Origin of the sequence: Thermocrispum municipale DSM 44069 (genome assembly GCF_000427825.1) — a bacterium.
Lineage (GTDB): Bacteria > Actinomycetota > Actinomycetes > Mycobacteriales > Pseudonocardiaceae > Thermocrispum > Thermocrispum municipale.
This window is the reverse complement of the sequence record NZ_KE386593.1, coordinates 908,843-930,910: the sequence shown is the minus strand read 5'-3', so window position 1 is coordinate 930,910 and position 22,068 is coordinate 908,843. Positions and strand designations below refer to the sequence as shown.

Annotated in this window: 20 protein-coding genes; 7 read left to right on the top strand and 13 right to left on the bottom strand. The window is 70.0% G+C overall.

The genetic code is table 11. The annotated features are described in order from the left end of the window. Window positions 1-44 precede the first annotated feature (44 nt). From YWM_RS0119860 to YWM_RS24685, 3 genes are all read left to right on the top strand, one after another. Window positions 45-902: a hypothetical protein gene (locus YWM_RS0119860; RefSeq protein WP_028852157.1), complete on the top strand. Its 858-nt coding sequence runs from the start codon at window positions 45-47 to the stop codon at window positions 900-902. A 91-nt stretch (window positions 903-993) separates the two neighbouring features. Next, a complete protein-coding gene (locus YWM_RS0119855; protein WP_028852156.1) occupies window positions 994-2,481 on the top strand; it encodes a serine/threonine-protein kinase in 1,488 nt (495 codons plus the stop codon). 13 nt (window positions 2,482-2,494) lie between these two features. Continuing rightward, complete coding sequence (locus YWM_RS24685; RefSeq protein WP_043661593.1) at window positions 2,495-3,559, top strand: protein kinase domain-containing protein; 1,065 nt, start codon at window positions 2,495-2,497, stop codon at window positions 3,557-3,559. An 89-nt stretch (window positions 3,560-3,648) separates the two neighbouring features. Here the strand turns inward: YWM_RS24685 and YWM_RS0119835 are convergent, their stop codons facing one another. The 3 genes from YWM_RS0119835 to YWM_RS24680 all read right to left on the bottom strand — a co-directional run bounded on the left by YWM_RS0119835 (window position 3,649) and on the right by YWM_RS24680 (window position 6,920). Beyond that, window positions 3,649-4,716 carry a Glu/Leu/Phe/Val family dehydrogenase gene (locus tag YWM_RS0119835; RefSeq protein WP_028852153.1) on the bottom strand — a complete coding sequence of 356 codons (1,068 nt, stop codon included), beginning with the start codon at window positions 4,714-4,716 and terminating at the stop codon, window positions 3,649-3,651. 124 nt (window positions 4,717-4,840) lie between these two features. After that, window positions 4,841-5,506 carry a response regulator gene (locus YWM_RS0119830; RefSeq protein WP_028852152.1) on the bottom strand — a complete coding sequence of 222 codons (666 nt, stop codon included), beginning with the start codon at window positions 5,504-5,506 and terminating at the stop codon, window positions 4,841-4,843. Window positions 5,507-5,636: 130 nt separating this feature from the next. Next, complete coding sequence (locus YWM_RS24680) at window positions 5,637-6,920, bottom strand: ATP-binding protein (RefSeq protein WP_084612524.1); 1,284 nt, start codon at window positions 6,918-6,920, stop codon at window positions 5,637-5,639. 195 nt (window positions 6,921-7,115) lie between these two features. Between YWM_RS24680 and YWM_RS0119820 the strand changes: the two genes are divergently transcribed. Beyond that, window positions 7,116-8,420 carry a PspC domain-containing protein gene (locus YWM_RS0119820; protein WP_028852151.1) on the top strand — a complete coding sequence of 435 codons (1,305 nt, stop codon included), beginning with the start codon at window positions 7,116-7,118 and terminating at the stop codon, window positions 8,418-8,420. After that, complete coding sequence (locus YWM_RS0119815) at window positions 8,410-8,604, top strand: hypothetical protein (protein WP_028852150.1); 195 nt, start codon at window positions 8,410-8,412, stop codon at window positions 8,602-8,604. The genes YWM_RS0119820 and YWM_RS0119815 overlap by 11 nt, the downstream gene beginning before the upstream one ends. Window positions 8,605-8,610: 6 nt before the next feature. Here YWM_RS0119815 and guaA read toward each other — a convergent pair whose 3' ends face one another. The 5 genes from guaA to guaB form a co-directional block, all read right to left on the bottom strand. Further along, window positions 8,611-10,167 (bottom strand): glutamine-hydrolyzing GMP synthase, encoded by a 1,557-nt coding sequence (gene guaA, locus YWM_RS0119810; RefSeq protein WP_156914844.1) that lies wholly within the window; start codon window positions 10,165-10,167, stop codon window positions 8,611-8,613. Between the two features lie 31 nt (window positions 10,168-10,198). Further along, window positions 10,199-11,665, bottom strand: a complete 1,467-nt coding sequence (locus YWM_RS0119805; protein WP_028852148.1) for an FAD-binding oxidoreductase — start codon at window positions 11,663-11,665, stop codon at window positions 10,199-10,201. A gap of 60 nt (window positions 11,666-11,725) precedes the next feature. Then, entirely contained in the window at window positions 11,726-13,426 is a 1,701-nt protein-coding gene (locus YWM_RS0119800; RefSeq protein ID WP_028852147.1) for an FAD-dependent oxidoreductase, read from the bottom strand. Between the two features lie 73 nt (window positions 13,427-13,499). Continuing rightward, a complete protein-coding gene (locus tag YWM_RS0119795) occupies window positions 13,500-14,636 on the bottom strand; it encodes a GuaB3 family IMP dehydrogenase-related protein (protein WP_028852146.1) in 1,137 nt (378 codons plus the stop codon). Window positions 14,637-14,693: 57 nt separating this feature from the next. Then, window positions 14,694-16,214, bottom strand: coding sequence for an IMP dehydrogenase (gene guaB, locus YWM_RS0119790; RefSeq protein WP_028852145.1), 1,521 nt, complete (start codon window positions 16,212-16,214; stop codon window positions 14,694-14,696). A gap of 67 nt (window positions 16,215-16,281) precedes the next feature. Between guaB and YWM_RS0119785 the strand changes: the two genes are divergently transcribed. After that, a complete protein-coding gene (locus YWM_RS0119785) occupies window positions 16,282-16,653 on the top strand; it encodes a DUF5319 domain-containing protein (RefSeq protein WP_028852144.1) in 372 nt (123 codons plus the stop codon). Between the two features lie 78 nt (window positions 16,654-16,731). Here YWM_RS0119785 and YWM_RS24675 read toward each other — a convergent pair whose 3' ends face one another. From YWM_RS24675 to YWM_RS0119755, 5 genes are all read right to left on the bottom strand, one after another. Continuing rightward, complete coding sequence (locus YWM_RS24675) at window positions 16,732-17,571, bottom strand: anti-sigma-D factor RsdA (RefSeq protein ID WP_052345163.1); 840 nt, start codon at window positions 17,569-17,571, stop codon at window positions 16,732-16,734. Then, entirely contained in the window at window positions 17,572-18,144 is a 573-nt protein-coding gene (locus YWM_RS0119770; RefSeq protein ID WP_028852143.1) for a sigma-70 family RNA polymerase sigma factor, read from the bottom strand. A gap of 188 nt (window positions 18,145-18,332) precedes the next feature. Further along, complete coding sequence (locus YWM_RS0119765; protein ID WP_028852142.1) at window positions 18,333-18,929, bottom strand: response regulator transcription factor; 597 nt, start codon at window positions 18,927-18,929, stop codon at window positions 18,333-18,335. Between the two features lie 226 nt (window positions 18,930-19,155). Further along, window positions 19,156-20,016: a hypothetical protein gene (locus tag YWM_RS0119760; protein ID WP_028852141.1), complete on the bottom strand. Its 861-nt coding sequence runs from the start codon at window positions 20,014-20,016 to the stop codon at window positions 19,156-19,158. A 239-nt stretch (window positions 20,017-20,255) separates the two neighbouring features. Continuing rightward, window positions 20,256-21,215, bottom strand: a complete 960-nt coding sequence (locus tag YWM_RS0119755) for a MerR family transcriptional regulator (protein ID WP_281168835.1) — start codon at window positions 21,213-21,215, stop codon at window positions 20,256-20,258. A 293-nt stretch (window positions 21,216-21,508) separates the two neighbouring features. Here YWM_RS0119755 and YWM_RS24670 point away from each other — a divergent pair, with 293 nt between their 5' ends. Next, a complete protein-coding gene (locus YWM_RS24670) occupies window positions 21,509-21,823 on the top strand; it encodes a WhiB family transcriptional regulator (RefSeq protein ID WP_043662015.1) in 315 nt (104 codons plus the stop codon). Window positions 21,824-22,068: the final 245 nt, after the last annotated feature.

Sequence of the window (22,068 nt, the reverse complement as noted above, 5' to 3'; positions counted from 1 at the left end):
GCACCGCCGGCCCAGTTGTCGGACAGACGCGCCGAAGCGAGGCGATGCCGGTGGTTGGCTTCTCTCGTGGCGGCGGCCGGTCCACTCGGTCGCCCAGCCGCATCGAGGAGGTCTTCTACCCCGCTGTGCTGAACGACCCCGATGTCGATGTCGACGAGCTGAACGAGCTGATGCGTGACCCGAGCGTGCTCGAAGGTGACCTCGCAGATGACGCCGTCGAATGGCCGGCGCAGCAGCCGGCCGAACCCGAGCCGGAGCCGACCGCGATGCGGGTGGCCAAGCTCGCTGCGCTCGTGACGGCGGTGGCGCTGCTGTGTGCGGCCATCGTCGCTGCGGCGTTCCTGGACCGTCAGCGTCGCGACGCCCCGCAGCAGGGTGCGACGCAGCACGTGACCGGCGTCCGGGCCCTGGCGGGTATCGAACACGACGGCGAGGTGGCCGCCGCGCCTGCCCCTGCGGCCCAACGCCCGGGCGGTGCGGCCTCCGCGGCCGGAAGCGCCGGTACGTCACCGGGGGCGAGCGAACCCGCATCGTCACATCGAGCGATGTGGACCCCCGACCCGTGCGAGCTGGCGATCATCTTCTACCGGAGGCTGGCCGACGAACCCGCGCGGGCGCTGGCCATGCTGGGCAGCAGGCTGTCGGACGACGAGCGCCGGACACTGTTGACCGTGTGGCGCGAACTCGACCGGATCCAGGTCCGTGACCTGCGTCAACTGGCCGATGACCTGGTGCAGGCCACCGTGCTGATGACCACCACCGACGGCGAGGCGTACCGGGTCGACCACCAGCTGCAGGTCGACCCGCCCGCGATCACCGACGTCGTGTTGCTGTCCTCACAGCGGCTTGCCACCCCCCGGGCGGGGGTGCAAGCCGGTACCGGGTCCGTGTGCGGACAGTGAACCCCTAACCTGGGCAACAACCCACCACTGGGGCATGCGTGTGAGGTAAAGTCCGCCGCGCGGTGCTCGCCGAGGAAACAGGGGCAGCAATTTGAGCGACGAAGGTCGTGTTGTCGCCGGCCGATACCGCATCATCAGGCGGATCGGCACCGGCGCCATGGGTGCTGTCTGGCAGGCGCATGACGAACTGCTGGGCCGGACGGTGGCCATCAAGCAATTGATGTTGCAGCCCGGTCTCAACGAGGCCGAACAGGAGGAAGCCAGGCAGCGCACGATGCGCGAAGGGCGCATCGCCGCGCGGCTGCACCACCAGAACGCCATCACGGTGTTCGACGTCGTCACCGACGAACACGGGCAGCCCTGCCTGATCATGGAGTACCTGGAGTCGACCAGCTTGGCCGCGGTGCTGCAGCAGCGCGAGACGCTGCCGCCGCTGGAGGTGGCGCGGATCGGCGCGCAGATCGCCGCCGCACTGGCCGCCGCGCACCGGGTCGGTGTGGTGCACCGGGACATCAAGCCGGGCAACATCCTGCTCGACCGGGACGGCATGGTGAAGATCACCGACTTCGGGATCTCCCGTGCCACCGACGACGTCACCGTCACCAAGACCGGGATGATCGCGGGCACCCCGGCGTATCTGGCGCCCGAGGTCGCCATCGGGCAGACCCCCGGCCCGGAATCGGACATCTTCTCCCTCGGCTCCACGCTGTACGCGGCGACCGAGGGGCAGCCGCCGTTCGGCCTGAGCGAGAACACGCTCGGCCTGCTGCACGCCGTCGCCGCGGGCCAGATCAACCCTCCGCGCCGGTCCGGTCCGCTGACCAGCGTGCTTGCCGTGCTGTTGCATCCGGAGAAGGAGCGCAGGCCGGACGCGGAAGAGGCGGAGCGGCTGTTGTCGGCGGTCGCGCGGGGCGAGACGCCGCTGGGCGGCCCGGTGGAGAGCGACCCGACCGCCATGGTGGCGGCAGGTGCCGTCGCGGGTGCCGGTGCCATGGCAGGCGACCTGGGCGACGAGGACTACCAGGACTACGACGAGTACGACGACTACGACGACTACCCGGCCGAGTCCGACGACTACACCCGGCCGATGGGCTATGCGGATCGCACGGCCGCGTTGCGCCCTGCCGAGGAGGAACCGCTGCCGCCCGAGGAGGACGAGGAGCCTCGGCGTGGCGGCTGGCTCAAGTCGGCAGCGGCGGCCGCGCTGGTGGTCGGCGGCGTGACCGCTGCGGCGCTGTACCTCACCTCCGGCGAGGAGGCGCCCGCAGGCAACACCAGCACGCAGACCACCACCAGCTCGTCGGCCCGTCCGGCGAAGCAGGCCACCACGACGTCGCAGGAAACAACCACGACGACCACGACGACGACCACGAACAACTGGGAACCGCCGCCGGACGACTTCACCACCGAGCCTCCGGAGCCGGAGGACGAGCCGTCGGCGGAGCCGGAGGAACCCGAGATTCCTCCGTCCAGTGCACCGACCTCGGAGCCGGAGGACCCGACCAGCGACTCCGACGGTCCGCCGGGCACGACGACCGAGGATCCGCCCCCCTCGTCCGAGGTGTCGACCGATCAGTGACGGGTAGGGGGCGATGGAAGGCACGCTGATCGGCGAGCGCTATCGGCTCACTCAGCCGATAGCGCAAGGGCGTGCCGGATCCGTGTGGATCGCCCAGGACACCAGGGTGAACCGCACGGTCGTCGCCAAACCGGTTGCGCTACGCAGCCCGCAGGACGCCTCGTTCGCGCTGGAACAGGCCAAGCACGCCGCCCGGCTGCGGCATCGCTGCGCGGTGACCGTCTACGACGTGCTGGCCGAAGGTCCCCGCGTGTGGATCGTCAGCGAGTACGTGCCGTCCCGGTCGATGGCGGACTTCCTGGACGGCCACGGCAGACTCGCGTTCGCCGACACCGCGATGCTGGGCACGCAGGTCTCCGCGGCGGTGGCGGCCGCGCACGAGATCGGCCTGCTGCACCGCGCGATCGAGCCGTCGAACGTGCTGCTGGCCGACGACGGTGGCGTGCTGATCACCAACTTCGGTGTCGGCGGCCTGCACGCGAACCCGGATTTCCAAGCGCCGGAAGTCATCGACGGCGACCGGCCGACGACGGAGTCGGACGTGTTCGCGCTCGGCGCCACGCTGTTCTACGCCGGCGAGGGCACCGTCCCGTTCAGCGACGACAAGCCACCGAAGTTCCGGCACCTCGCCGACACGGCCCTGCAGCCGCTGCTGGGCAGGATGCTATCGGCCAATCCCGCGCTGCGGCCGACCATGGAGACCGCGTGGGCCGAGCTGCGGGCGGCCGCCAAGGCACCGCACCTCGCCGAGCAACGCACGATTCCTGCGCCCCGCCCGGCGACCGCAGAGCCGCCCGAAACCGCGAACAGCGAGCAGCCGACCAGGCCGAGAATCGCGGTCGCACCGGCTGACCACGCCAACCCGGGCCGGCATCCCGTGGTGATCACCGGCCCGCAGGCCCCGGTGCCGCCCCGGACCACGGCGATTCCGTGGCCACGCAACGACCTCGACCTCGCACAAGCGTCCCGGCCCCGCGGACCCAAGGCGTACGGGCTGCCGTCGGCGCCGATGATGGCCGCGGCCATCGTGCTCGCCGTCCTGGTCGGTGTGGTCTTCGCCGAACTCGTCCTGGTCTGACGCCGCCGAGCAACCGGAGCGCACGGTGTTCGAGGTCAAGCACCGGGGCCGCACACCCGCGGTGCACGGCCCCGGTCCCCTGCGAGCGTCTAGTGCGCCGCCACCAGCGGCGAGCCCTTCGCCATCCGCTCTTCCGCGATCCGGTTGGCGGCCGTCAGCGGGCAGACGTCTTCCTTCTCCGCCAGCTGCAGCACCTCCCGCGTGGTGTCGAAGATGCGCGCGGTCCGCTGCCGGACACGCTCGGCGTCGTAGCCGTGCAGCTCGTCCGCGACGTGGATGACGCCACCGGCGTTGACCAGGTAGTCCGGCGCGTACAGCACGCCACGCTTACGCAGCGCCTCCGCGATGCCCGGGTGCGCCAGCTGGTTGTTGGCCGCGCCACAGACGATCTGCGCGGACAGCGTGTCGACATTGCCGTCGTGCAGGACACCGCCCATCGCGCACGGCGCGAAGACGTCCAGCTCGGTGCGCACCATCTCGTCGGTGTCGGCGACCACCTCGATGTCCGGGTGCAGGCGCCGGACGGCGTCGATGGCTTCCTGCCGGACGTCGGTGATGACGACCGTGGCGCCTTCCTCGAGCAGATGACCGATCAACAGGTGGCCGACCTTGCCGACACCGGACACGCCGATGCGCTTGCCGGACAGGCTCGGGCTGCCCCAGCGGTGCTCCGCGGCGGCCCGCATTCCCTGGTAGACGCCGTAAGCGGTGTACGGGGACGGGTCCCCGATCCCGCCCGCGCTCGGCGAACGGCCCACCACATGCTTGGTCTGGGTCGCCACGACGTCCATGTCTGCGGCGTCGGTGCCCACGTCGACCGCGGTGATGTACCGGCCGGCCAGCGAGTCGATGAACCGGCCGTAAGCGGCCAGCAGCTCCGGCGTCTTGTCCTTCCGCGGGTCGCCGATGATCACGGCCTTCCCGCCGCCGAGCGGCAGCCCGGCGAGCGCGTTCTTGTACGCCATGCCTTGCGACAGGTTCAGCACATCGGTGATGGCGTCGTCCTCGCCGGCGTACGGGTAGAAGCGGGTGCCGCCGAGGCCGGGGCCCAGAGCGGTGGAATACAGCCCGACGATCGCTTTGAGACCGGTCTTGCGGTCGTAGCCGAAGACGACCTGCTCGTGACCAGTCCCTCTCTCGAATACTCCCAGGGTCATGATGGTGGTGACTCCTTCAGCGATGGGGCCGGTGCGCTTGTGGCGCGTAGGCCCGTCGATGAGTTGGTGCCTTAATCCTGGCCCCAAATCGCCGCGGAATCACCACCTGACGAAGAATTTCGCGTTAAACCAGCCGACGGTCCGACGCCCAGCGGGAAAGCTCGTAGCGGTTGGACAGCTGGGTCTTGCGCAGGACCGAGGACACGTGCGTCTCGACCGTCTTCACCGAGATGAACAGCTCGGCGGCGATCTCCTTGTAGGCGTACCCGCGCGCCAGCAGACGCAGCACGTCCCGCTCCCGCGGCGTCAGCAGGTCCAGCTCCGGGTCGGAGATCGGCGCGGCGCCCGGGCGGTCGGCGAACGCGTCCAGCACGAACCCCGCCAGCCGCGGCGAGAACACCGCATCACCGTCGGCGACCCGCAGAATCGCCTGCACCAGGTCGCGCGAGGAGATCGTCTTGGTCACGTACCCGCGGGCGCCGCCGCGAATGACCGAGATGACGTCCTCGGCCGCGTCGGACACCGACAGCGCCAGGAACACCACGTCCGGATGCTCGGGCCGGATGCGCCGCAGCACTTCGGCTCCGCCGCCGTCGGGCATGTGCACGTCCAGCAGCACCACTTGCGGCTTGGTGCGGGCGATGCCTGCCACCGCTTCCCGCACCGAGCCCGCCTCGCCGACGACGCGGACCTTGTCGGAGAAGTTCTCCAGCTCGGTGCGAGCACCGGCGCGGAACAACCCGTGGTCGTCGACCAGGAACACCGTCACCGGTTCACGTGCTTGGGTCATCCGATCTCGCCCCTCACCTCAAGCAGAATCGGCCACGCCGGCCGTTGGTCCAGGTTAGTACAGCGCAAGCGCACGAGCCGGGGAGTCTTGTGACCTCACGCGGCATCCCCGGCCCGGGTCCGCTCCAGGCTCATGCGGCGTCCGGCACCGGCATCTCCAGCCGCACCTCGGTCCCCTCGCCGATGGTCGTGCGTACCTCGCAATTGCCCCCGTTGCGGCTCATCCGCCCCTTGATCGAGTCGGCCAGGCCGTGCCGGTCCGCGGGGACCGCGTCGGGATCGAATCCCTTGCCCCGGTCTCGCACGAACACCGACACCTTGCCCGGCTCGACCTCGGCGTACACGCTGACCTCCTGCACGCCGGCGTGCTTGGCGGCGTTGACCATGGCCTCGCGGGCGGCCTGCACCACCGCGACGATCGGCTCGCTGAGGTCGACGTCGCCGACCGTGACGTGCTGGACCGAGATGGCGAAGGTGTCCTCGACCTCGCCGCACACCTCGGCCAACGCTTCCGACAACCGCTGCGTCGAGCCCGAACGCTCGGCATCGTCGCCGCCGTAACCGGACGCGCCGTAGAGCCATGTGCGCAGCTGGCGCTCCTGTCCCCTGGCCAGCCGCACGACCTCCCGCGGCGAATCCGCCTGCTTCTGGATCAACGCCAGCGTCTGCAGCACCGAGTCGTGCAGGTGGGCGGCGATCTCGGCGCGTTCCTCGGACCGGATACGTTCCCGGCGCTCCTCACCGAGGTCACGCGTGATGCGCAGCCAGAACGGCACCGTCAGCACGGCGACGCCGATCAGCGTGGCGACCACCGCGATGACGGCGAACTGGATCTGTTCGAACGTTCCCTCGCGCAACGCCACCACACCGATGCCGCTGAGCACCAGTGCGGCGCCGGCGAGGATGCGCAGCGCCGCCTGCCAGCCGCCCCCACCGAGGACCGCCCCGACCGGTCCCCGGCGCCAGCGGCGGCGCTGCGACTCGTCGGCCTCGCGCCACACCAGCACGGCACCGACCAACGCGATCGCCAGCGGGCCTGCCACCCAGGCGCTGAACGACCCGCTGAGCGTGCCCCCGAGCACCGCCAGCACGCCGCCCAGTGCCAACAGCCCGAGGGCTTGCTGACGCTCGCGCGGGGTGACTTCGACGTCGTCCTCGGCCGATCGCTGCGGCACGAAGATCCACAGCAGGCCGTAGAGCAGCACGCCCGCGCCGCTGAGCCCGCTCAGCAAGGCGAACACCAAGCGGACCGTGCCGACCTTCACCCCGAGGTGGTCGGCCACCCCGCCTGCGACGCCGGCGAGAACCCGGCCGCTGCGCCTGCGGGTCAGCCGATCAACGGATTCCGGGCTCACCACCGCGGACGGCGTGGCTCGGGCGGGCACCTTGACCCCGGCTGGTGCGCGCACGAGCATCGGGCTCGCCGCGGTCGCGGTGGCCCGGAGCTCGTTGTTCGGCTGCTCGCGTCGTCTAGTCACCAGCGATCATGCTCACACGGGTCAGGCAGGTGCCGCATCAGGGATTCCCCCTGATTAGTGTGCCTCGACCTGGCCGATATCAGGGTTGTTCCCCGATGTGCGCGCCCGGGCCGAACGAGCATCATCGATGCCATGAGCACAGCAGCGCGCAACCGGTCCGGCGGCGGCTCCGACTTGGCCGACACGCTGAAGGACTTCTGGATTTCTCGCCCGCGGCGCACGGTGCGCGGACGGGTGGTCGCGGGCGTGGCTTCCGGTATCGGCGCCCGCTACGGCATCGATCCGGTCCTGGTGCGCATCGCGCTGCTCGTCGCGACCGTCTTCGGCGGCTTCGGCGTCACGCTCTACCTGATCGGCTGGCTGTTGCTGCCGGACGAGCGGGACGACGTGTCCGCGCTCGAGTCCTTGGTCGGCAAGGGCCACAGCACGACGCCGCCGCACGTGACCATCGGCCTGTGCATCGCGCTGTTCCTCACGTCCGGATGGACGTTCAGCGGCTGGTTGCAGGGCACCGGCATCGCCTTGACCGCTCTCATCCTCATCGGAGTGTTCATGCTGCACCACACCCGAGGCGACCGGAATCGGCCGACCGCGCCGGTTGCCGGGCACGCCGCGTCGGCATCCTTCTCGGCACAGCCGTCGACGCTGTCGCCGGACGAGGCCACGGAGAGCAACTACCAGCCCCCGGCGGGGGTGTGGGACCCGCTCGGCGCCGACCCGCTCGGCTGGCAGTTCTCCGACGAGCCGGTGACGTCACACGGGGAGTCCGGCTCCGCCCCTCAACCGAGCGGGCCGAGCGGGCCTGGCGGCCGTCCGCCCACTCCCCGCCGGCACGCGGTGAGCGCCGCGATCACCGTCGGGGCGATGCTGCTGACCGCGGCCGTGACGTCGACGCTGGCGATCCTCGGCGTCCCGTGGTTCACGCTCGACACCGTCATCGGGACCAGCCTGGCTGTGCTGGGCATCGGCATGGTGTTCAGCGCGTTCACCGGCGGCGGGCGCCCGCTGCTCGGGCTGGCGGTGCCGCTGAGCATCGCGGGCCTGCTGGTCACCACGCTGCCGCTGGCGGAGATGCCCGGCGGCGGCTTCGGCGAACTGAACGCGCGCCCGCAGAGCGCCGCCGAGGTGCGCGACGTCTACCAGCGAACCGGTGGCACGATCACACTGGATCTGACCGACCTGCCTGCGGACTCCGAGCCGGTGAGAACCAAGGTCGCGGTCGGCATGGGCGAAGCGAACGTGATCCTCCCCGAAACCGCGGACGTCACGCTGACCTGCGAGAACTCGATGGGCCAGATCGATTGCCTCGGCCGTCAGGTGCACGGCCTGGGCGTGGACGACGTCACCGTGACCGAGGAAGGCGTCGGCGAGGGGCCGCAGATCACCCTCGACGTCTCCAGCATGGCCGGAACCGTGGAGGTGACCCGTGTCCGCTGACCCCGCTCCCCAGGAACGCAGCCTCGACCCGGTCGCGCTGGCCGGTGGCCTGGCGACTGTGCTGGTCGCGGCCTACATCCTGGGCGGCGAGAGCTGGCTGCCCGCGATCGACCTGCGCTGGATCCTCGCCGGGATCGCCGGGCTGCTCGGCATCGGGCTGCTCGCCTCGTCGCTGCGCCGCTGAGGAGCGTCACTCCCACTCGATGGTGCCCGGCGGCTTGGACGTCACGTCCAGCACGACCCGGTTGACCTCGGCGACCTCGTTGGTGATGCGGGTGGAGATGCGCTCCAGCACGTCGTAGGGCAGTCGCGTCCAGTCGGCCGTCATGGCGTCCTCGGACGAGACCGGCCGCAGCACCACAGGGTGGCCGTAGGTGCGGCCGTCGCCCTGCACCCCCACGCTGCGCACGTCGGCGAGCAACACCACCGGGCACTGCCAGATCTCGCGGTCCAGACCGGCCGCGGAGATCTCCTCGCGGGCGATCGCGTCGGCCGCCCGCAGCGTCTCCAGCCGCTCGGCGTCGACCGCACCCACGATGCGGATGGCCAGGCCCGGGCCGGGGAACGGGTGCCGGTGGATGATCGTCTCCGGCAGGCCCAGTTCGGCGCCCACCCGGCGGACCTCGTCCTTGAACAGCAGCCGCAGCGGTTCGACCAGCTCGAACTGCAGATCGTCCGGCAGCCCGCCGACGTTGTGGTGTGACTTGATGTTCGCCGCGCCCGAGCCGCCACCCGACTCCACCACGTCCGGGTACAGCGTCCCCTGGACCAGGAAGCGGTAGTCGCCCTCGGCTTTCAGGTCGCGCTCGGCCTGCTCGAACACCCGGATGAACTCGCGGCCGATGATCTTGCGCTTCTGCTCCGGGTCGGTGACCCCGGCCAGCGCGTCGAGGAACCGATCGCGTGCGTCGACGGTCACCAGTCGCACCCCGGTGGCGGCCACGAAGTCCCGCTCGACCTGGGCGCGCTCCCCCGCACGCAGCAGCCCGTGATCGACGAACACGCAGGTCAGCCGGTCGCCGATGGCCTTCTGCACCAGCGCGGCCGCGACCGCGGAGTCGACGCCACCGGACAGGCCGCAGATCGCCCGCCCGTCGCCGATCTGCTCGCGGATGCGCGTCACCTGCTCGTCCACGATCGAGGCCGTCGTCCATTGCGGGCGCACCCCGGCGATGTCGTGCAGGAACCGCCTCAGCACCTCCTGCCCGTGCGGCGAGTGCGCCACCTCGGGGTGGTACTGCACGCCGGCCAGGCGACGCTCGAGGTTCTCGAACGCGGCGACCGTGGCGCGCGGGCTCGCCGCGGTCACCGTGAAACCCTCCGGCGCCTTGCTCACCTCGTCACCGTGCGACATCCACACCGGATGCCGCGAGGGCAGCTCCGCGTGCAGCACGCCGGGGTCGGTGACGGACAGCTCGGTGCGGCCGTACTCCCGGTTGCCGGTGTGCTCGACCTCGCCGCCCAGCGCGCGGGCCATCGCCTGGAACCCGTAGCAGATGCCGAACACGGGCACGCCCGCTTCGAACAGCTGCGGGTCGACTCCCGGGGCGCCTTCCTCGTAGACCGACGACGGGCCACCGGAGAGCACGATGGCCGACGGGTTGCGCTCGAGCATCTCCGACACCGGCGTGGTGTGCGCGACGACCTCGGAGTACACCTGGGCCTCGCGCACTCGCCGGGCGATCAGCTGCGCGTACTGCGCACCGAAGTCGACGACGAGCACCGGGCCGGCTTGCTGCTGCGACATGTACCTCATCATCGCAGGTCGCCCGCACAACTCAGGCGCGGGAGACGTTCTGAGCGAAGTCGAACACACCATCCGGGTCGTAGCGCTGCCCGACGGTGCGCAAGCGCGGCAGATTGCGCCCGTAGTACGCCTTGCCCCACGACGGCATCGTGCGGTCCAGGTAGTTCACGTAGCCGTGGCCGCCCAGCACGGCACCGAGCTCGTCACGGACCGCTCGTGCGGTGTCGGCGTGGGTTTGCGTGTAGATCTGGACCGTGGCCAAAGCCGAGCGGTGCGGGAACGCCGTGTCGGACGGCTGGTGCGCGGCCACCTTCCCACCGAGGGCATCCACGATGAGGACCACGCCCGGTTGCCCGTCGACCGGATCGACCAGCTGCGCCGGGTCGGCCAGCGGCCGCTGCATGATGCGTGAGGTCCCGAAGAAGCGTTCGCGGGTGGCGGTGCCTGCGAAGTAGCGCATTGCCTCGAGATAGGACTTCTCGCCCACCACGCGCGTGCTCGGCGTCGCCCCTGCGGCGCGCACCAGGCGGTCGAGCAGCGTCTGCAGCGGGCCGGCCCCTCCGACGAAGGTGCCGCCGACCCGGCAGCTCGGCGGCGAACCCGAGGTGACGACCAGGTTCGACCACAGCTGGTTGGATGCCGAGCGAACCCACTCCTGCCAGGCGCCCAGCACGGCAGGGGTGCTGCCCGGCGGAAACCGCAGCGAGAAGATCGTGACGCGGGGAGCCGCGACCGTGTGGAAGGTGAAGTGGGTGACCACGCCGAAGTTGCCTCCGCCGCCACCGCGAAGTGCCCAGAACAAGTCGGCGTGCCGCTGATCGGACACCGAGCGGTACGTACCGTCCGCGGTCACGACGCGCGCAGACACCAGCTGATCACACGTCAGCCCGTACTGCCGGCTCAGCACGCCGATACCGCCACCCAACGTCAAGCCGCTGATGCCGACCGTCGGGCATGATCCGGCGGGGAGGCACCGTCCACGCGCGGCGAGTGCCGCGTAGACGTCGCCCAACCTGGCACCGGCACCGATGACGGCGGTCCCGTCGTCGCGCACGGTGACGTGACGCAGCCTGCCGAGGTCGATGATCAGCCCGCGTGCCGGTGTGGAGTAGCCCGGGTAGCTGTGCCCGCCGCAACGTGCGGCGACCGGCACGTCGGCCGACCGTGCGTGCTCGACACAGCGCTGCACGTCGGACGCGCTCGCGACCTGAGCGATCGCCGCCGGCTTCCGCGTGTCGAACTGCGGATTGAAGGCCCGCTTCGCGGCGGCGTAACCGGAATCGGCAGGCAACACCAGGCGTCCCTCGAGAGCGTCGCGCAGGCCCGACCAGCCCTTGCTCGAGCCCGCGGGCTGCACCGTGGACGGCGGCGCCAACGGCCCCGTCGACTCGGACACCTCCCGGCTGCCCAGATCGGCGCGGATCGCCTCGGTGCACCCGGAGAGCGTGGCGAGGCCGGCGCCGAGTGCGCCGAGCACCGTGCGTCTGGACACCGTCATGTCTGACACCTCCTGCCCAGCAGGACGTGTCAGCGGCCGGGAGGTTGACCCGGCGGTCGGTCAGCGCACGTCGACCAGCGGCAAGCGAAGCGCGCCCGGTGCCCCTTCGGGCACGGCGGGGCGGCGCGGCGGCACGGGCTTGATCCGCTGGTACGGGCTGCCCGGCTGCGGACGCGGGTCTTCCTCACCCTTGTTCGGCCAGAACGACATCGCCCGCTCCGCCTGCGCGGTGATGGTCAGCGACGGGTTCACGCCGAGGTTCGCGCTGACCGCGGCGCCGTCCACCACGGACAGGCCGGGATGACCGAACACCCGGTGGTACGGGTCGATGACACCTTCCTCCGGGTTCGCGCCGATGGCGCAGCCGCCGAGGAAGTGCGCGGTCATGGGGATGTTGAACAACTCGCTCCACGTGCTGCCCGCGATGCCGCCGATCTCCTCGGCGATGGCCTGGTTGGCTTCGTAGCCTGCCCGGATGAACGCCGGGTTCGGCTCGCCGTGGCCCTGCTTGGACCGGTACCACCAGCGACCGAACCGCTTGGTGGTGTACGTGGTGAGCGAGTTGTCCCGGCTCTGCATGACCAGCAGGATCATCGTCCGCTCGCTCCACCGGTACTGGTGCACCAACCGGGCGGCGATGATCGGGTGGCGAACCAGATACGACAGGAACTGTTTCCAGCGCGGCACGTCGCTGTCGCCCTCGGTGGCCAGCGTCTGCAGCAGACCCATCGCGTTCGAGCCCTTGCCGTAGCGGACCGGCTCCAGGTGAGTGTTCTCGTCCGGGTGGATCGACGACGTGATCGCGATGCCGCGGCTGAAATCCCGGTTCGGGTCGACGGAGAACCGGGACGAGCCGATGATCGCCTCGGAGTTCGTCCTGGTCAGCTCGCCGAGCCGGGCGGAGAGCCGGGGCAGCTGGCCGGTCGCGCGCATCTTGTGCAGCAGGTTCTGGGTGCCCCAGGTGCCCGCGGCCAGCACGACCTTCGCCGCGGTCAGCGTGTGCCGGTAGTGCTTGGACCGCTTGCCCGTCTTGCGAATGTCCACGTCGAAGCCGCCGTCGGAGCGTTCCCGCACCGCGGTGACCGTGGTCATCGGGATGATCTTGGCGCCGTTCTGCTCGGCCAGGTACAGGTAGTTCTTGGTCAACGTGTTCTTCGCGTTGTGCCTGCACCCGACCATGCAGTTGCCGCACTCGATACACCCGGTGCGCTCCGGGCCCGCGCCGCCGAAGTACGGGTCCGCCGCGCGCTCACCCGGCTTGCCGAAGTACACGCCCACCTGTGTCGCGTGGTAGGTCTCCGAGATGCCCATCCGGGCCGCGACCTTGCGCATGACCTCGTCGTGCGGGGTGTCCAGCGGGCACTCGACGACACCGAGCATGCGGGAGGCCTGGTCGTAGTACGGCGCCAGCTCGGACTCCCAGTCGGTGATGTGCGCCCACTGTTTGTCCTGGTAGAACGGCTTCAGCGGGCGGTAGAGCGTGTTCGCGTAGTTCAGCGACCCGCCGCCGACACCGGCTCCGGCCAGCACCAGCACGTCATCGAGCAAGTGGATGCGCTGCACGCCGTAGCAGCCGAACTCCGGCGCCCACAGGAACTTGCGCAGATCCCACGACGTCTTGGCGAAATCCTCGTCGGAGAACCGCCTGCCTGCCTCGATGACCGCGACCCGGTATCCCTTCTCGGTCAGCCGGAGCGCCGAGACACTGCCGCCGAATCCGGAGCCGACGATGATGACGTCGTAGTCGTGCGTGGTGGGCATACCGGCCAGCGTAATCGCGGACCCGCCTGCTGACTACGGGTAAGTTACCGACGAGTCACCGACGTCACGGCGATCAGGCCCGCACGGTGAGCCCGACCTTCTGGAATTCCTTCAGGTCGGAGTAACCGGTCTTGGCCATCGCCCGGCGCAGGGCGCCGAACAGGTTGATCCGGCCGTCCGGCTCGAACGACGGCCCGTACAGCAGCGTCTCCAGGTCGACGTCGACGTCCGGGCCCATGGCGATGCGCGAGCGCGGCAGCGACGGATGCGCGGCGGCCGCGGTCCAGTACAGGCCACGGCCAGGCGCGTCGCGGTAACCGGCGAGCGGGGCACCGAGCATCACGGCGTCCGCGCCGCAAGCGATGGCTTTCGCCAGGTCACCGCTGCAATTGATGGCGCCGTCGGCGATCACGTGCACGTAGCGGCCACCAGTCTCGTCGAGGTAGTCCCGGCGGGCCGCGGCGGCGTCGATGATCGCGGTGGCCATCGGCACGCCGATACCCAGCACCCGGTCGGTCGAGGTGACTCCTGGGGAGTAACCGTGGCCGACCAGCACACCGGCCGCTCCGGTCCGCATCAGGTGCATCGCCGTGCGGTAGTCGCTGACACCACCGGCGATGACCGGGATGTCCAGGTCGGAGATGAAGTCCTTGAGGTTCAGCGGCTCGTTGTCCTCGCCGCTGACGTGCTCCGCCGAGACGATGGTGCCCTGCACGACCAGGATCTCCACGCCTGCGGACAACAGGTGCGGCGTCAGCTCGGCGGCGTTCTGCGGGCTGACCCGCGCGGCCACCGTGACGTCGGCGTCCCGCACCTGCTTGAGCGCCGCCGCGATCAGCTCCGGACGCACCGGCTCCGAGTGCAGCCGCTGCAGCTCGCGGGTCAGCGCCGCGGGGTCCTCCATGTTCTCCGCGGCGACCAGCAGCGCCTGCAACACCTCGTCGACGTTGCTGTGCCGGGCCCACAGGCCTTCCGCGTTGAGCACACCGAGCCCACCGAGCTTGCCGATCTCGACGGCCGTCTGCGGCGAGACGATGGCATCCGTCGGATGGGTCACCAGCGGCAGCTCGAAGCGGTAGGCGTCGATCTGCCAGGCGGTCGAGACGATTTTGGACGACCGCGTCCGCCGCGACGGCACGATCTCCACATCGTCCAGGTCATACGCCCGCCGGGCGGTTCGGCCCATGCCGATCTCGACTACATCACGCACGCGGTAGAGCCTAGCTTTCTCCGCGTCGGCCGCATGCCGACCCCTCGGCGGGGGCCGCTACTTACGCACCGTGTAGTTCGGCGCCTCCGCCGTCATCACCACGTCGTGCGGGTGCGACTCCTTCAACCCGGCCGCGGTGATCCGCACCAGCTGGGCCTGCTGCAGCTCCTCGATCGTGCGCGCGCCGGTGAAGCCCATGCCCGACCGCAGCCCGCCGACCAGCTGGTGCAGCACGGTGGCCAGCGGCCCGCGATACGGCGTGCGGGCCTCGATGCCTTCCGGCACCAGCTTGTCGTCCGACAGCACGTCGTCCTGGGCGTACCGGTCGCGCGAGTAGGACTTGCCGTTGGCGCGCGACTGCATGGCGCCCAGCGACCCCATGCCGCGGTAGGTCTTGTACTGGTTGCCGTTGACCAGGATCAGTTCGCCGGGCGATTCGTCGGTACCGGCCAGCAGGCTGCCCAGCATCACCGTGGACGCACCGGCCGCGATGGCCTTGGCGATGTCCCCGGAGTACTGGATGCCACCGTCGCCGATCACCGGAACACCGGCAGGCGCGCATGCCTGCGCGACCTCGTAGATCGCGGAGATCTGCGGCACACCGACCCCGGCGACGACCCGCGTGGTGCAGATCGAGCCAGGCCCGACGCCGGCCTTCACCGCGTCGGCGCCGGCATCGACCATCGCCTGCGCACCCGCGCGGGTGGCGACATTGCCGCCGATGATGTCGACCGTGTCACCCAGCTCCTTCTTGAGCAGGGCGATCGTCTCCAGCACGTTGCGCGAGTGGCCATGGGCGGTGTCCACCACGATGGCGTCCACACCGGCGTCCGCGAGCGCGTGCGCGCGCTTACGGCCATCCGCGCCGACCCCGACCGCTGCCGCGCACAACAGCCGGCCGTCCGGGTCCTTGGTGGCGTTCGGGTACTGCTCGGTCTTGACGAAGTCCTTGACCGTGATCAGGCCGCGCAGCTTGCCCGCGCCGTCGACGATCGGCAGCTTCTCCACCTTGTGGCGGCGCAGCAGACTCAGCGCGACGTCCGCCGACACCCCGACCTGAGCGGTGATCAACGGCGGCTTGGTCATCACCTCGGCGACCGGCCGCGAGTGGTCGACCTCGAAGCGCATGTCGCGATTGGTGATGATGCCCACAAGGGTGCCGTCCGGGTCCGTCACCGGCACGCCGGAAATGCGATACCGCGCACACAACGCGTCCACCTCGGCCAGCGTGTCCTCCGGCGAACACGTCACCGGGTCGGTCACCATCCCGGCCTCGGACCGCTTGACCACCTCGACCTGGGAGGCCTGGTCGTCGATGGACAAGTTGCGCTGCAGCACGCCGATCCCGCCCTGACGGGCCATCGCAATCGCCATGCGCGCCTCGGTCACGGTGTCCATCGCGGCCGAGACCACCGGAATCCGCAGGGTGATGTTGCGGGACAGCCGGGCGGAGATGTCCACCTCGCTCGGCACAACGTCCGTTTCCGCCGGGAGCAGCAATACGTCGTCGAATGTCAGCCCGAGTGGCGCGAACTTGCTCGGGACGAACTCCTCGTCAGGCCGGGTGTGGCTGGTCATGCGTCGATGGTATCTGGACAGACACCCGAGCCGACCCTGTACCGTTCTTGTCGTGCACTCGCATGACATGCCGCCCGACCCGTTCGCCGACGACCCGCACGACCCGGCGCGGGATCTGGCCGCGATGGATGACGAACCGGCAACGCCGATCAGCGATGACGAGCGCGCCGAGCTGTTGGCCGACCTGCAGGATCTGCGCGTCTACCAGCAGCTTCTCGAGCCGCGGGGGATCCGTGGCATCGTCGTCGACTGCGCCGACTGCAACGAGCCGCACTACCACGAGTGGCACCTGTTGCGGGCCAGTCTCGAGCAACTGCTCACCGACGGGCAGATCCGGCCGCACGAGCCCGCGTTCGCTCCGAACCCGATGGACTATGTGAGCTGGGACTACTGCCGCGGTTTCGCTGAGGGCGTACGCGCGACCGACGCCGCACGCTGACCACCGGCCAGATCACTCGAAAAGAAAGCGCTGCGCGAGCCTGACGGCCGTGCGCAGCGCTGTTCGTCGTGCCTGGATCTACCCGTTCGAGTCGGTGCTCGTCTCGGACTGCGTCCGCGTCTGCGACGAGCTCGCCTCCTGCGACTCCGAGCTGGACGGGGTCGACGGCGGGGTCGACGGCTCGCTGCTCGGCTCACTCGGCTCGCTGCTCGGGTCGCTCGGTGACGGGTCACTCGGCTCGTGGCTGCCCGGCGAGGACGGGTCGTCGCTCGACGTCGGGTCCTCGCCCTCCGGCGTGGACGGCTCGTCGTCGGAGTTGTCACCGCCACCGCCGGCGTCCAGCTCTTGCCGAAGCTGGTCGTGCTCCTGCTTCAAACTGTCGCGGTTTTCTTCTTCCGCCACGTCGCGCAGCGACTTCTGCGCCTTGTCCAGCGCGTCCTTGGCGACGCTGATGTCGCCGTCGTTGAGCGCCTCACGGGCCTTCTTGAACTCCGCCCGCACGTGGAAGGAGGCCTCCACCGACGCGGCCTTGTCCGCGTACAGCACCTGGGTCAGGCCCCACAGGGTGTCGCCCGGCTGAGCGTCGCGGGCGGCGATGCTCGCCCCGCCGAACGTGACGCCGAGGACGGCAGCCGCAGCGGCCACCGGCACCAGCATGCGCCTGCGGCGGGCCTTGTTGTTGCGCTGCTGCTCACGCGCCGCGCGAATGGTGGCCACCGCGGTCTCGGTGTCCACCAGTTCCGGCATCGGCTCGCTGTCGACCTCCCGGCTCCACGCCAGCAGCAGCGAGTTCAGCTCGGCGGAGCCGAGCTCGTCGGCGACCTTGCGGTCCGAGCCGCCCAAGGCGTCCAGCAACGCGTCGTCGGCGTGCACGGCCGCCAGGTCAGGCGTCGACGACTCGTCGTAAGAGTCCGACACTCAGACCACCTCCTCTGCGGCCAACGCTTTGCGCAGCCGAGCCAGCGCCCGGTGCTGTGCCACGCGCACCGCACCCGGTGTCGACCCGACCGCTTCCGCGGCTTCCTCCGCCGACAGTCCCACCACGACCCGCAGCACCACGATCTCGCGCTGCTTCTCCGGCAGGATCTCGAGCAGTTTCGTCATTCGCTTGTTCAGCTCGCCTTGTAGGGCATGCTGTTCGGGACCGACGTCACCTTCGACGTCATCAGGTACTTCGGCCACCGGCTCCGCCTTGTTGCGGGCGGCGGCGCGGTGCGCGTCGGCAACCTTGTGCTGTGCGATGCCGTAGACGAAGGCCAGAAACGGTCGTCCCTGATCCCGGTACGTAGGCAGAGCCGTCAGCACCGCGAGGCACACCTCCTGGGCCACGTCGTCCGCCGAGGCAAACGACCTTTCCCGTCGGCCGACGCGCGCTCGGCAATAGCGCACAACCAAAGGACGAATGGCAGCCAGCAACCGCTCGACCGCTTGAGGCTCACCCTCTACGGCAGCGGCGACCGACTCGTCCAGTCCGTCCCCCACATTGGCCATCGCAGACAACTGTCCCAGTGTTACTCATTGACGACAAAGTGCTGGTAAGTGCTCGGCGCGTGGCTACTGACGGGTCACCCCGTGCCGCTGCGTACCACCGTACCGGTCGAAGTCCAGCACCCCAGCACGCATCCAGACATACGAACAAGGGCCTCGCGGTCGCAAGGCCCTTGTTCATTCCCGCACTCTCAGGAAACGAGACCTCGTCGGAACCCGTGCGCCACCGCCTGCGCCCGGTCCCGCACGCCCAGCTTGCGGAACAGCCGCCTGGCGTGCGTCTTCACCGTGTCCTCGGACAGGTACAGCTCACGGCCGATCTGCCCGTTGCTCTTGCCCTGGCTCATGCCGCGCAGCACCTGCAGCTCCCGTTCGGTCAGCTGGACGCCCGGGTCCGACGGCTGCCGCTGTGTCGGCACCGACGTGCTGGCCAGCGTGTGCGCCAGCGCGGCGACCAGCTCGGGGCGGGACGCGTCCCACCGCAGGTAGCCCCGCGCACCGCCGGCGATGGCCGCCGCGATGCTCCCCGCGTCGTCCGGGGCGCCGAAGACGATGACGTTCGCCTGCGGGTTGGCCGCCACCAACCGCCGGGTGGCCTCCACGCCGGTCGGCACCGCGCGCTGCGTCCCCACCAGCACGACGTCCACCGGCTGTCGGGAGAAGCGCGCGAGCAACTCGTCACCGTGCGCCACGCAGTCAATGCGACTGACCCCTGGCACAGCTGACATCACCCGCGTCAGCCCTTCGCGAACACTGCGCCGGTCGTCACAGATCAAGACCGTCGTCACGGGAGTTCCTCTCTCATCGTCCATCACACGCTACTCACAGTCACCAGCCAGCGGCCAGTCCCCCGATGCGTCCCCACACGGAGGGCAACCAGCTAGTCCGGAACGGTCAAGCTGTCCGGCAGCCGGGTGACGTCTCATAACCCCTATCGGACGCTTTCGGGCCAACCTTGACACGATCTGGTGGCCTATTTTTCGAGTTTCTTCCCTCGGATGTCCGTATTTCGGGTCAATCGGGACGTTTGTCTAACTTCGGCACCCAGGGTGACCGCTCGGCGACCCGGCGCGCCACGGGATCGGCGGCTCGTAACACTCTGTGTAGGTGCGCTGCCGCACAGGCACGCAAGTCGGCCTTCGCGGGCTCCTCGCCACCGTCGTGCGGCGTCGCGTCGGCGGCCGCAAGGGCCGCAGGCCAACACAGCGAATACCAACCGGCCGTGGTCGCCGTGTCGAGGGCGTCAACGGCCAGGCGGCGGGCTCGGCCGTCAGGATCGCCGGCCGTGGTGAGCGCGACGGCGAGAACGATGTCGGATTTCGCCGCGTGGCGGGCCGCCAGATGTTCACGAGATAAGCGCGCCGCCGCCTCCGCAGGCGCTACGGCGTCGGCCGCTCGACCTGAGGCCAGCGCCAGCTCGGCGGTCACCCAGCCGTGCCGGATCTCGGTGCGCCACTGGCTCCGCGCCCGGCTCTCGGCCCGCGAGACCAGGGACGTGGATTCGGCCAGCCGGCCTACCGCCAGCGCGTCGGCGGCCAGCCCCAACAGAGCGTCGGCCATCGCTTCGTCGGCGTCGACCTGTGCGGCGAGCTTCAGGGCGGTCGAATCCCAGCGCCTGGCCTCCCCGTGCCCGCCGAGTTGCCTGCGATGCGACCCGATCGTGCTGCACGCCAAGGACGCCAGCACCGTGTCGGCGGCGGTGCGCATCGGTTCGAGGAGGGCATAGGCCGCCGCGTAGCGCCCCTGAGCGCCGAGCGTCACGCCAGTCAGCCAACGCGCCTCGGGATCACCTGACGCGCCGCGAGCCAACGTTCTCTGGTCGATGGGCGCGCCGTGGAACGCCATCGCGCGCAGGTCGGCCAGCAGCTCGCTCACCGGGTCAGTATCGAGCTTTCAGCCCGGCGGCCCGCAGCCGACCCGATCGACGGCCGAGGGCTGCCCCTCGACCCAGCACCACGCAGCCGACCCAACCGACAACTGCGGGCGAACCCTCGCCCGGCAACACGCAACCTCCCAGCCGACGACCGGGAGCGAGCCCTCGGCACCGCAGCACGCAACCGTCCCGGCCGGCGACCGCGAACAAGCCCTCAGCACCGCAGAACACAGCCGCCCACTCAGCCCAGCAGCACGTAGCTCACCCGGTCGACGACGGAGGGCAGCGTCGTCAGCGGTTCGACGGTCCTGGGCAGGTCCAAGCCCTGCCACCCCGGGCCACAGGCGAACAGGCGGCCCCGAGAACGCCCCCGCGCGATCCGTCGAAAGATCGTGGCGTCGGCGATCTCGCTGCGCTGTGCGCACAGCACGACCACCGCCGGCTTGGTCCGGCGGACGACCGCGACCAGAGCTTCCGGTGGCAGGCCGCCGCCGAAAGTCATGGGGTGGATGCCGCGTCGGGCCAGTTCCGCCGCCAGGGCGTGCACCGTCAGGTCCGGCCGCTCGCCCGGCTCGTCGGCCAGCAGCACCGGGTGGTGGTTGCGCGGACGGCGGGCGACGGGTGTGGCGCGATGCAGCGCCGCCAACATCAGCGTCTTGAGCAGATGCTTCGACTCCGCGCCCGCATGGCACGCGCGCCACCCGCCACCGATCGCGCTCAGCACCGGGCGGACGACCTCTTCCCATGCCACGGCGGGCCCCGCGGTCTCGATCGCCTCTTCCAGCAGCAGCTGCACCCGATGACTTTCCAGCCGCAACACCGCTGCGCTGAGGCTGCGCGCCAGCCGGGAGGCCTGCGGGGGCTCGTCCGGCATGCCGTGTCGACGCGGCTGCACGGGGATGTCGGCCACCGCGGGATCGGTCACCATCGCTTCGAGCGCGTACTTGGCCGCCTCGGCCGTCGAGGCGCCTGCCAGCAGCGCGCGCTGCATGATCTCCAGCCGGGCGATGTCGTGCGGGGAGTACCGGCGATGCCTGCCGTCGGTGTGATCGCTCGGCCCGACGCCGTAGCGGCGATCCCACGTGCGCAGCGTCGCCGGGGCCACGCCGAGTCGCCGCGCCACCGCCGACACCGGGAGGGTGGGCTCACCGGTCTGGCGTTCGGCGCGTTGCACCTCGGACCGCGATATCCCCGCTCGCACGCCCCAAATATCCCGGCCGCGCCACGCTCCAGCAACTTCAGAGCAAGCCGTGAATACATGCCGGCTCATGTGGGTAAACGTCGGCTGACCAGTAGGTCAGTGCCACCCCAGGTGGCCTGGAGGGAGGTGGCTAACTCGCGCGGGGGATACCTATTGAATGAAATGACCTTGGACTGTTGAACAACTATTGGCGCGCTTCTAACGTTACGGCCACTGCGCCGAATGGAGCAGTCGAAATACCGACTTCGGCGCACCACCAGCCGGAACATACGGCGACCGTGAGGCGGATCACCATGGCAGATACACGCAGGCTACCCGGCCCCAACGCCGATGTCTGGGATTGGCAACTCGAGGGATCGTGCCGGGGAATGGACAGCGCATTTTTCTTCCATCCCGACGGGGAACGGGGCCCGGCGCGAGCAAGACGCGAGGCGCGCGCAAAAGCGGTTTGCCAATCGTGTCCGGTGCTGCAAATGTGCCGAGCTCATGCGCTCGCGGTGCACGAGCCATACGGAATCTGGGGCGGATTGTCGGAATCCGAACGCGAGACGATCATCAAATCGCGCAAGAAGAAGGAGCGGGCGTTGGCGCTGGCCGCCAGTAGCTGACCTCCCACCACGACGCCGGCGGGGCGGGTTTCCGGACACCGGGAGCCCGCCCCGTTTCATGTGGGCGCGGCATGGCACCGGTCTCGTTTCGCGTGCGATACAGGCCGTGGCAGGGAGCCCGCCTCGTTTCCGGTGCGATCCGGAGCGCCATGCGGAAACCGGCTACCGGGACGCGCCACGGTGCAGGAATCAGCGCGCCGACACCCGCCACCGCACAGAAAACGGGGCGGCCACCCTCAGGTGAC

What these genes read in the sequence shown, in the direction of transcription:
- YWM_RS0119860 (WP_028852157.1), top strand. Translation starts at nt 45, where the DNA reads ATGCCGGTGGTTGGCTTCTCTCGTGGCGGCGGCCGGTCCACTCGGTCG.
- YWM_RS24685 (WP_043661593.1), top strand. Translation starts at nt 2,495, where the DNA reads ATGGAAGGCACGCTGATCGGCGAGCGCTATCGGCTCACTCAGCCGATA.
- YWM_RS0119835 (WP_028852153.1), bottom strand. Translation starts at nt 4,716, where the DNA reads ATGACCCTGGGAGTATTCGAGAGAGGGACTGGTCACGAGCAGGTCGTC.
- YWM_RS0119830 (WP_028852152.1), bottom strand. Translation starts at nt 5,506, where the DNA reads ATGACCCAAGCACGTGAACCGGTGACGGTGTTCCTGGTCGACGACCAC.
- YWM_RS24680 (WP_084612524.1), bottom strand. Translation starts at nt 6,920, where the DNA reads ATGCTCGTGCGCGCACCAGCCGGGGTCAAGGTGCCCGCCCGAGCCACG.
- YWM_RS0119820 (WP_028852151.1), top strand. Translation starts at nt 7,116, where the DNA reads ATGAGCACAGCAGCGCGCAACCGGTCCGGCGGCGGCTCCGACTTGGCC.
- guaA (WP_156914844.1), bottom strand. Translation starts at nt 10,167, where the DNA reads ATGTCGCAGCAGCAAGCCGGCCCGGTGCTCGTCGTCGACTTCGGTGCG.
- YWM_RS0119805 (WP_028852148.1), bottom strand. Translation starts at nt 11,665, where the DNA reads ATGACGGTGTCCAGACGCACGGTGCTCGGCGCACTCGGCGCCGGCCTC.
- YWM_RS0119800 (WP_028852147.1), bottom strand. Translation starts at nt 13,426, where the DNA reads ATGCCCACCACGCACGACTACGACGTCATCATCGTCGGCTCCGGATTC.
- guaB (WP_028852145.1), bottom strand. Translation starts at nt 16,214, where the DNA reads ATGACCAGCCACACCCGGCCTGACGAGGAGTTCGTCCCGAGCAAGTTC.
- YWM_RS0119785 (WP_028852144.1), top strand. Translation starts at nt 16,282, where the DNA reads ATGCCGCCCGACCCGTTCGCCGACGACCCGCACGACCCGGCGCGGGAT.
- YWM_RS0119770 (WP_028852143.1), bottom strand. Translation starts at nt 18,144, where the DNA reads ATGGCCAATGTGGGGGACGGACTGGACGAGTCGGTCGCCGCTGCCGTA.
- YWM_RS24670 (WP_043662015.1), top strand. Translation starts at nt 21,509, where the DNA reads ATGGCAGATACACGCAGGCTACCCGGCCCCAACGCCGATGTCTGGGAT.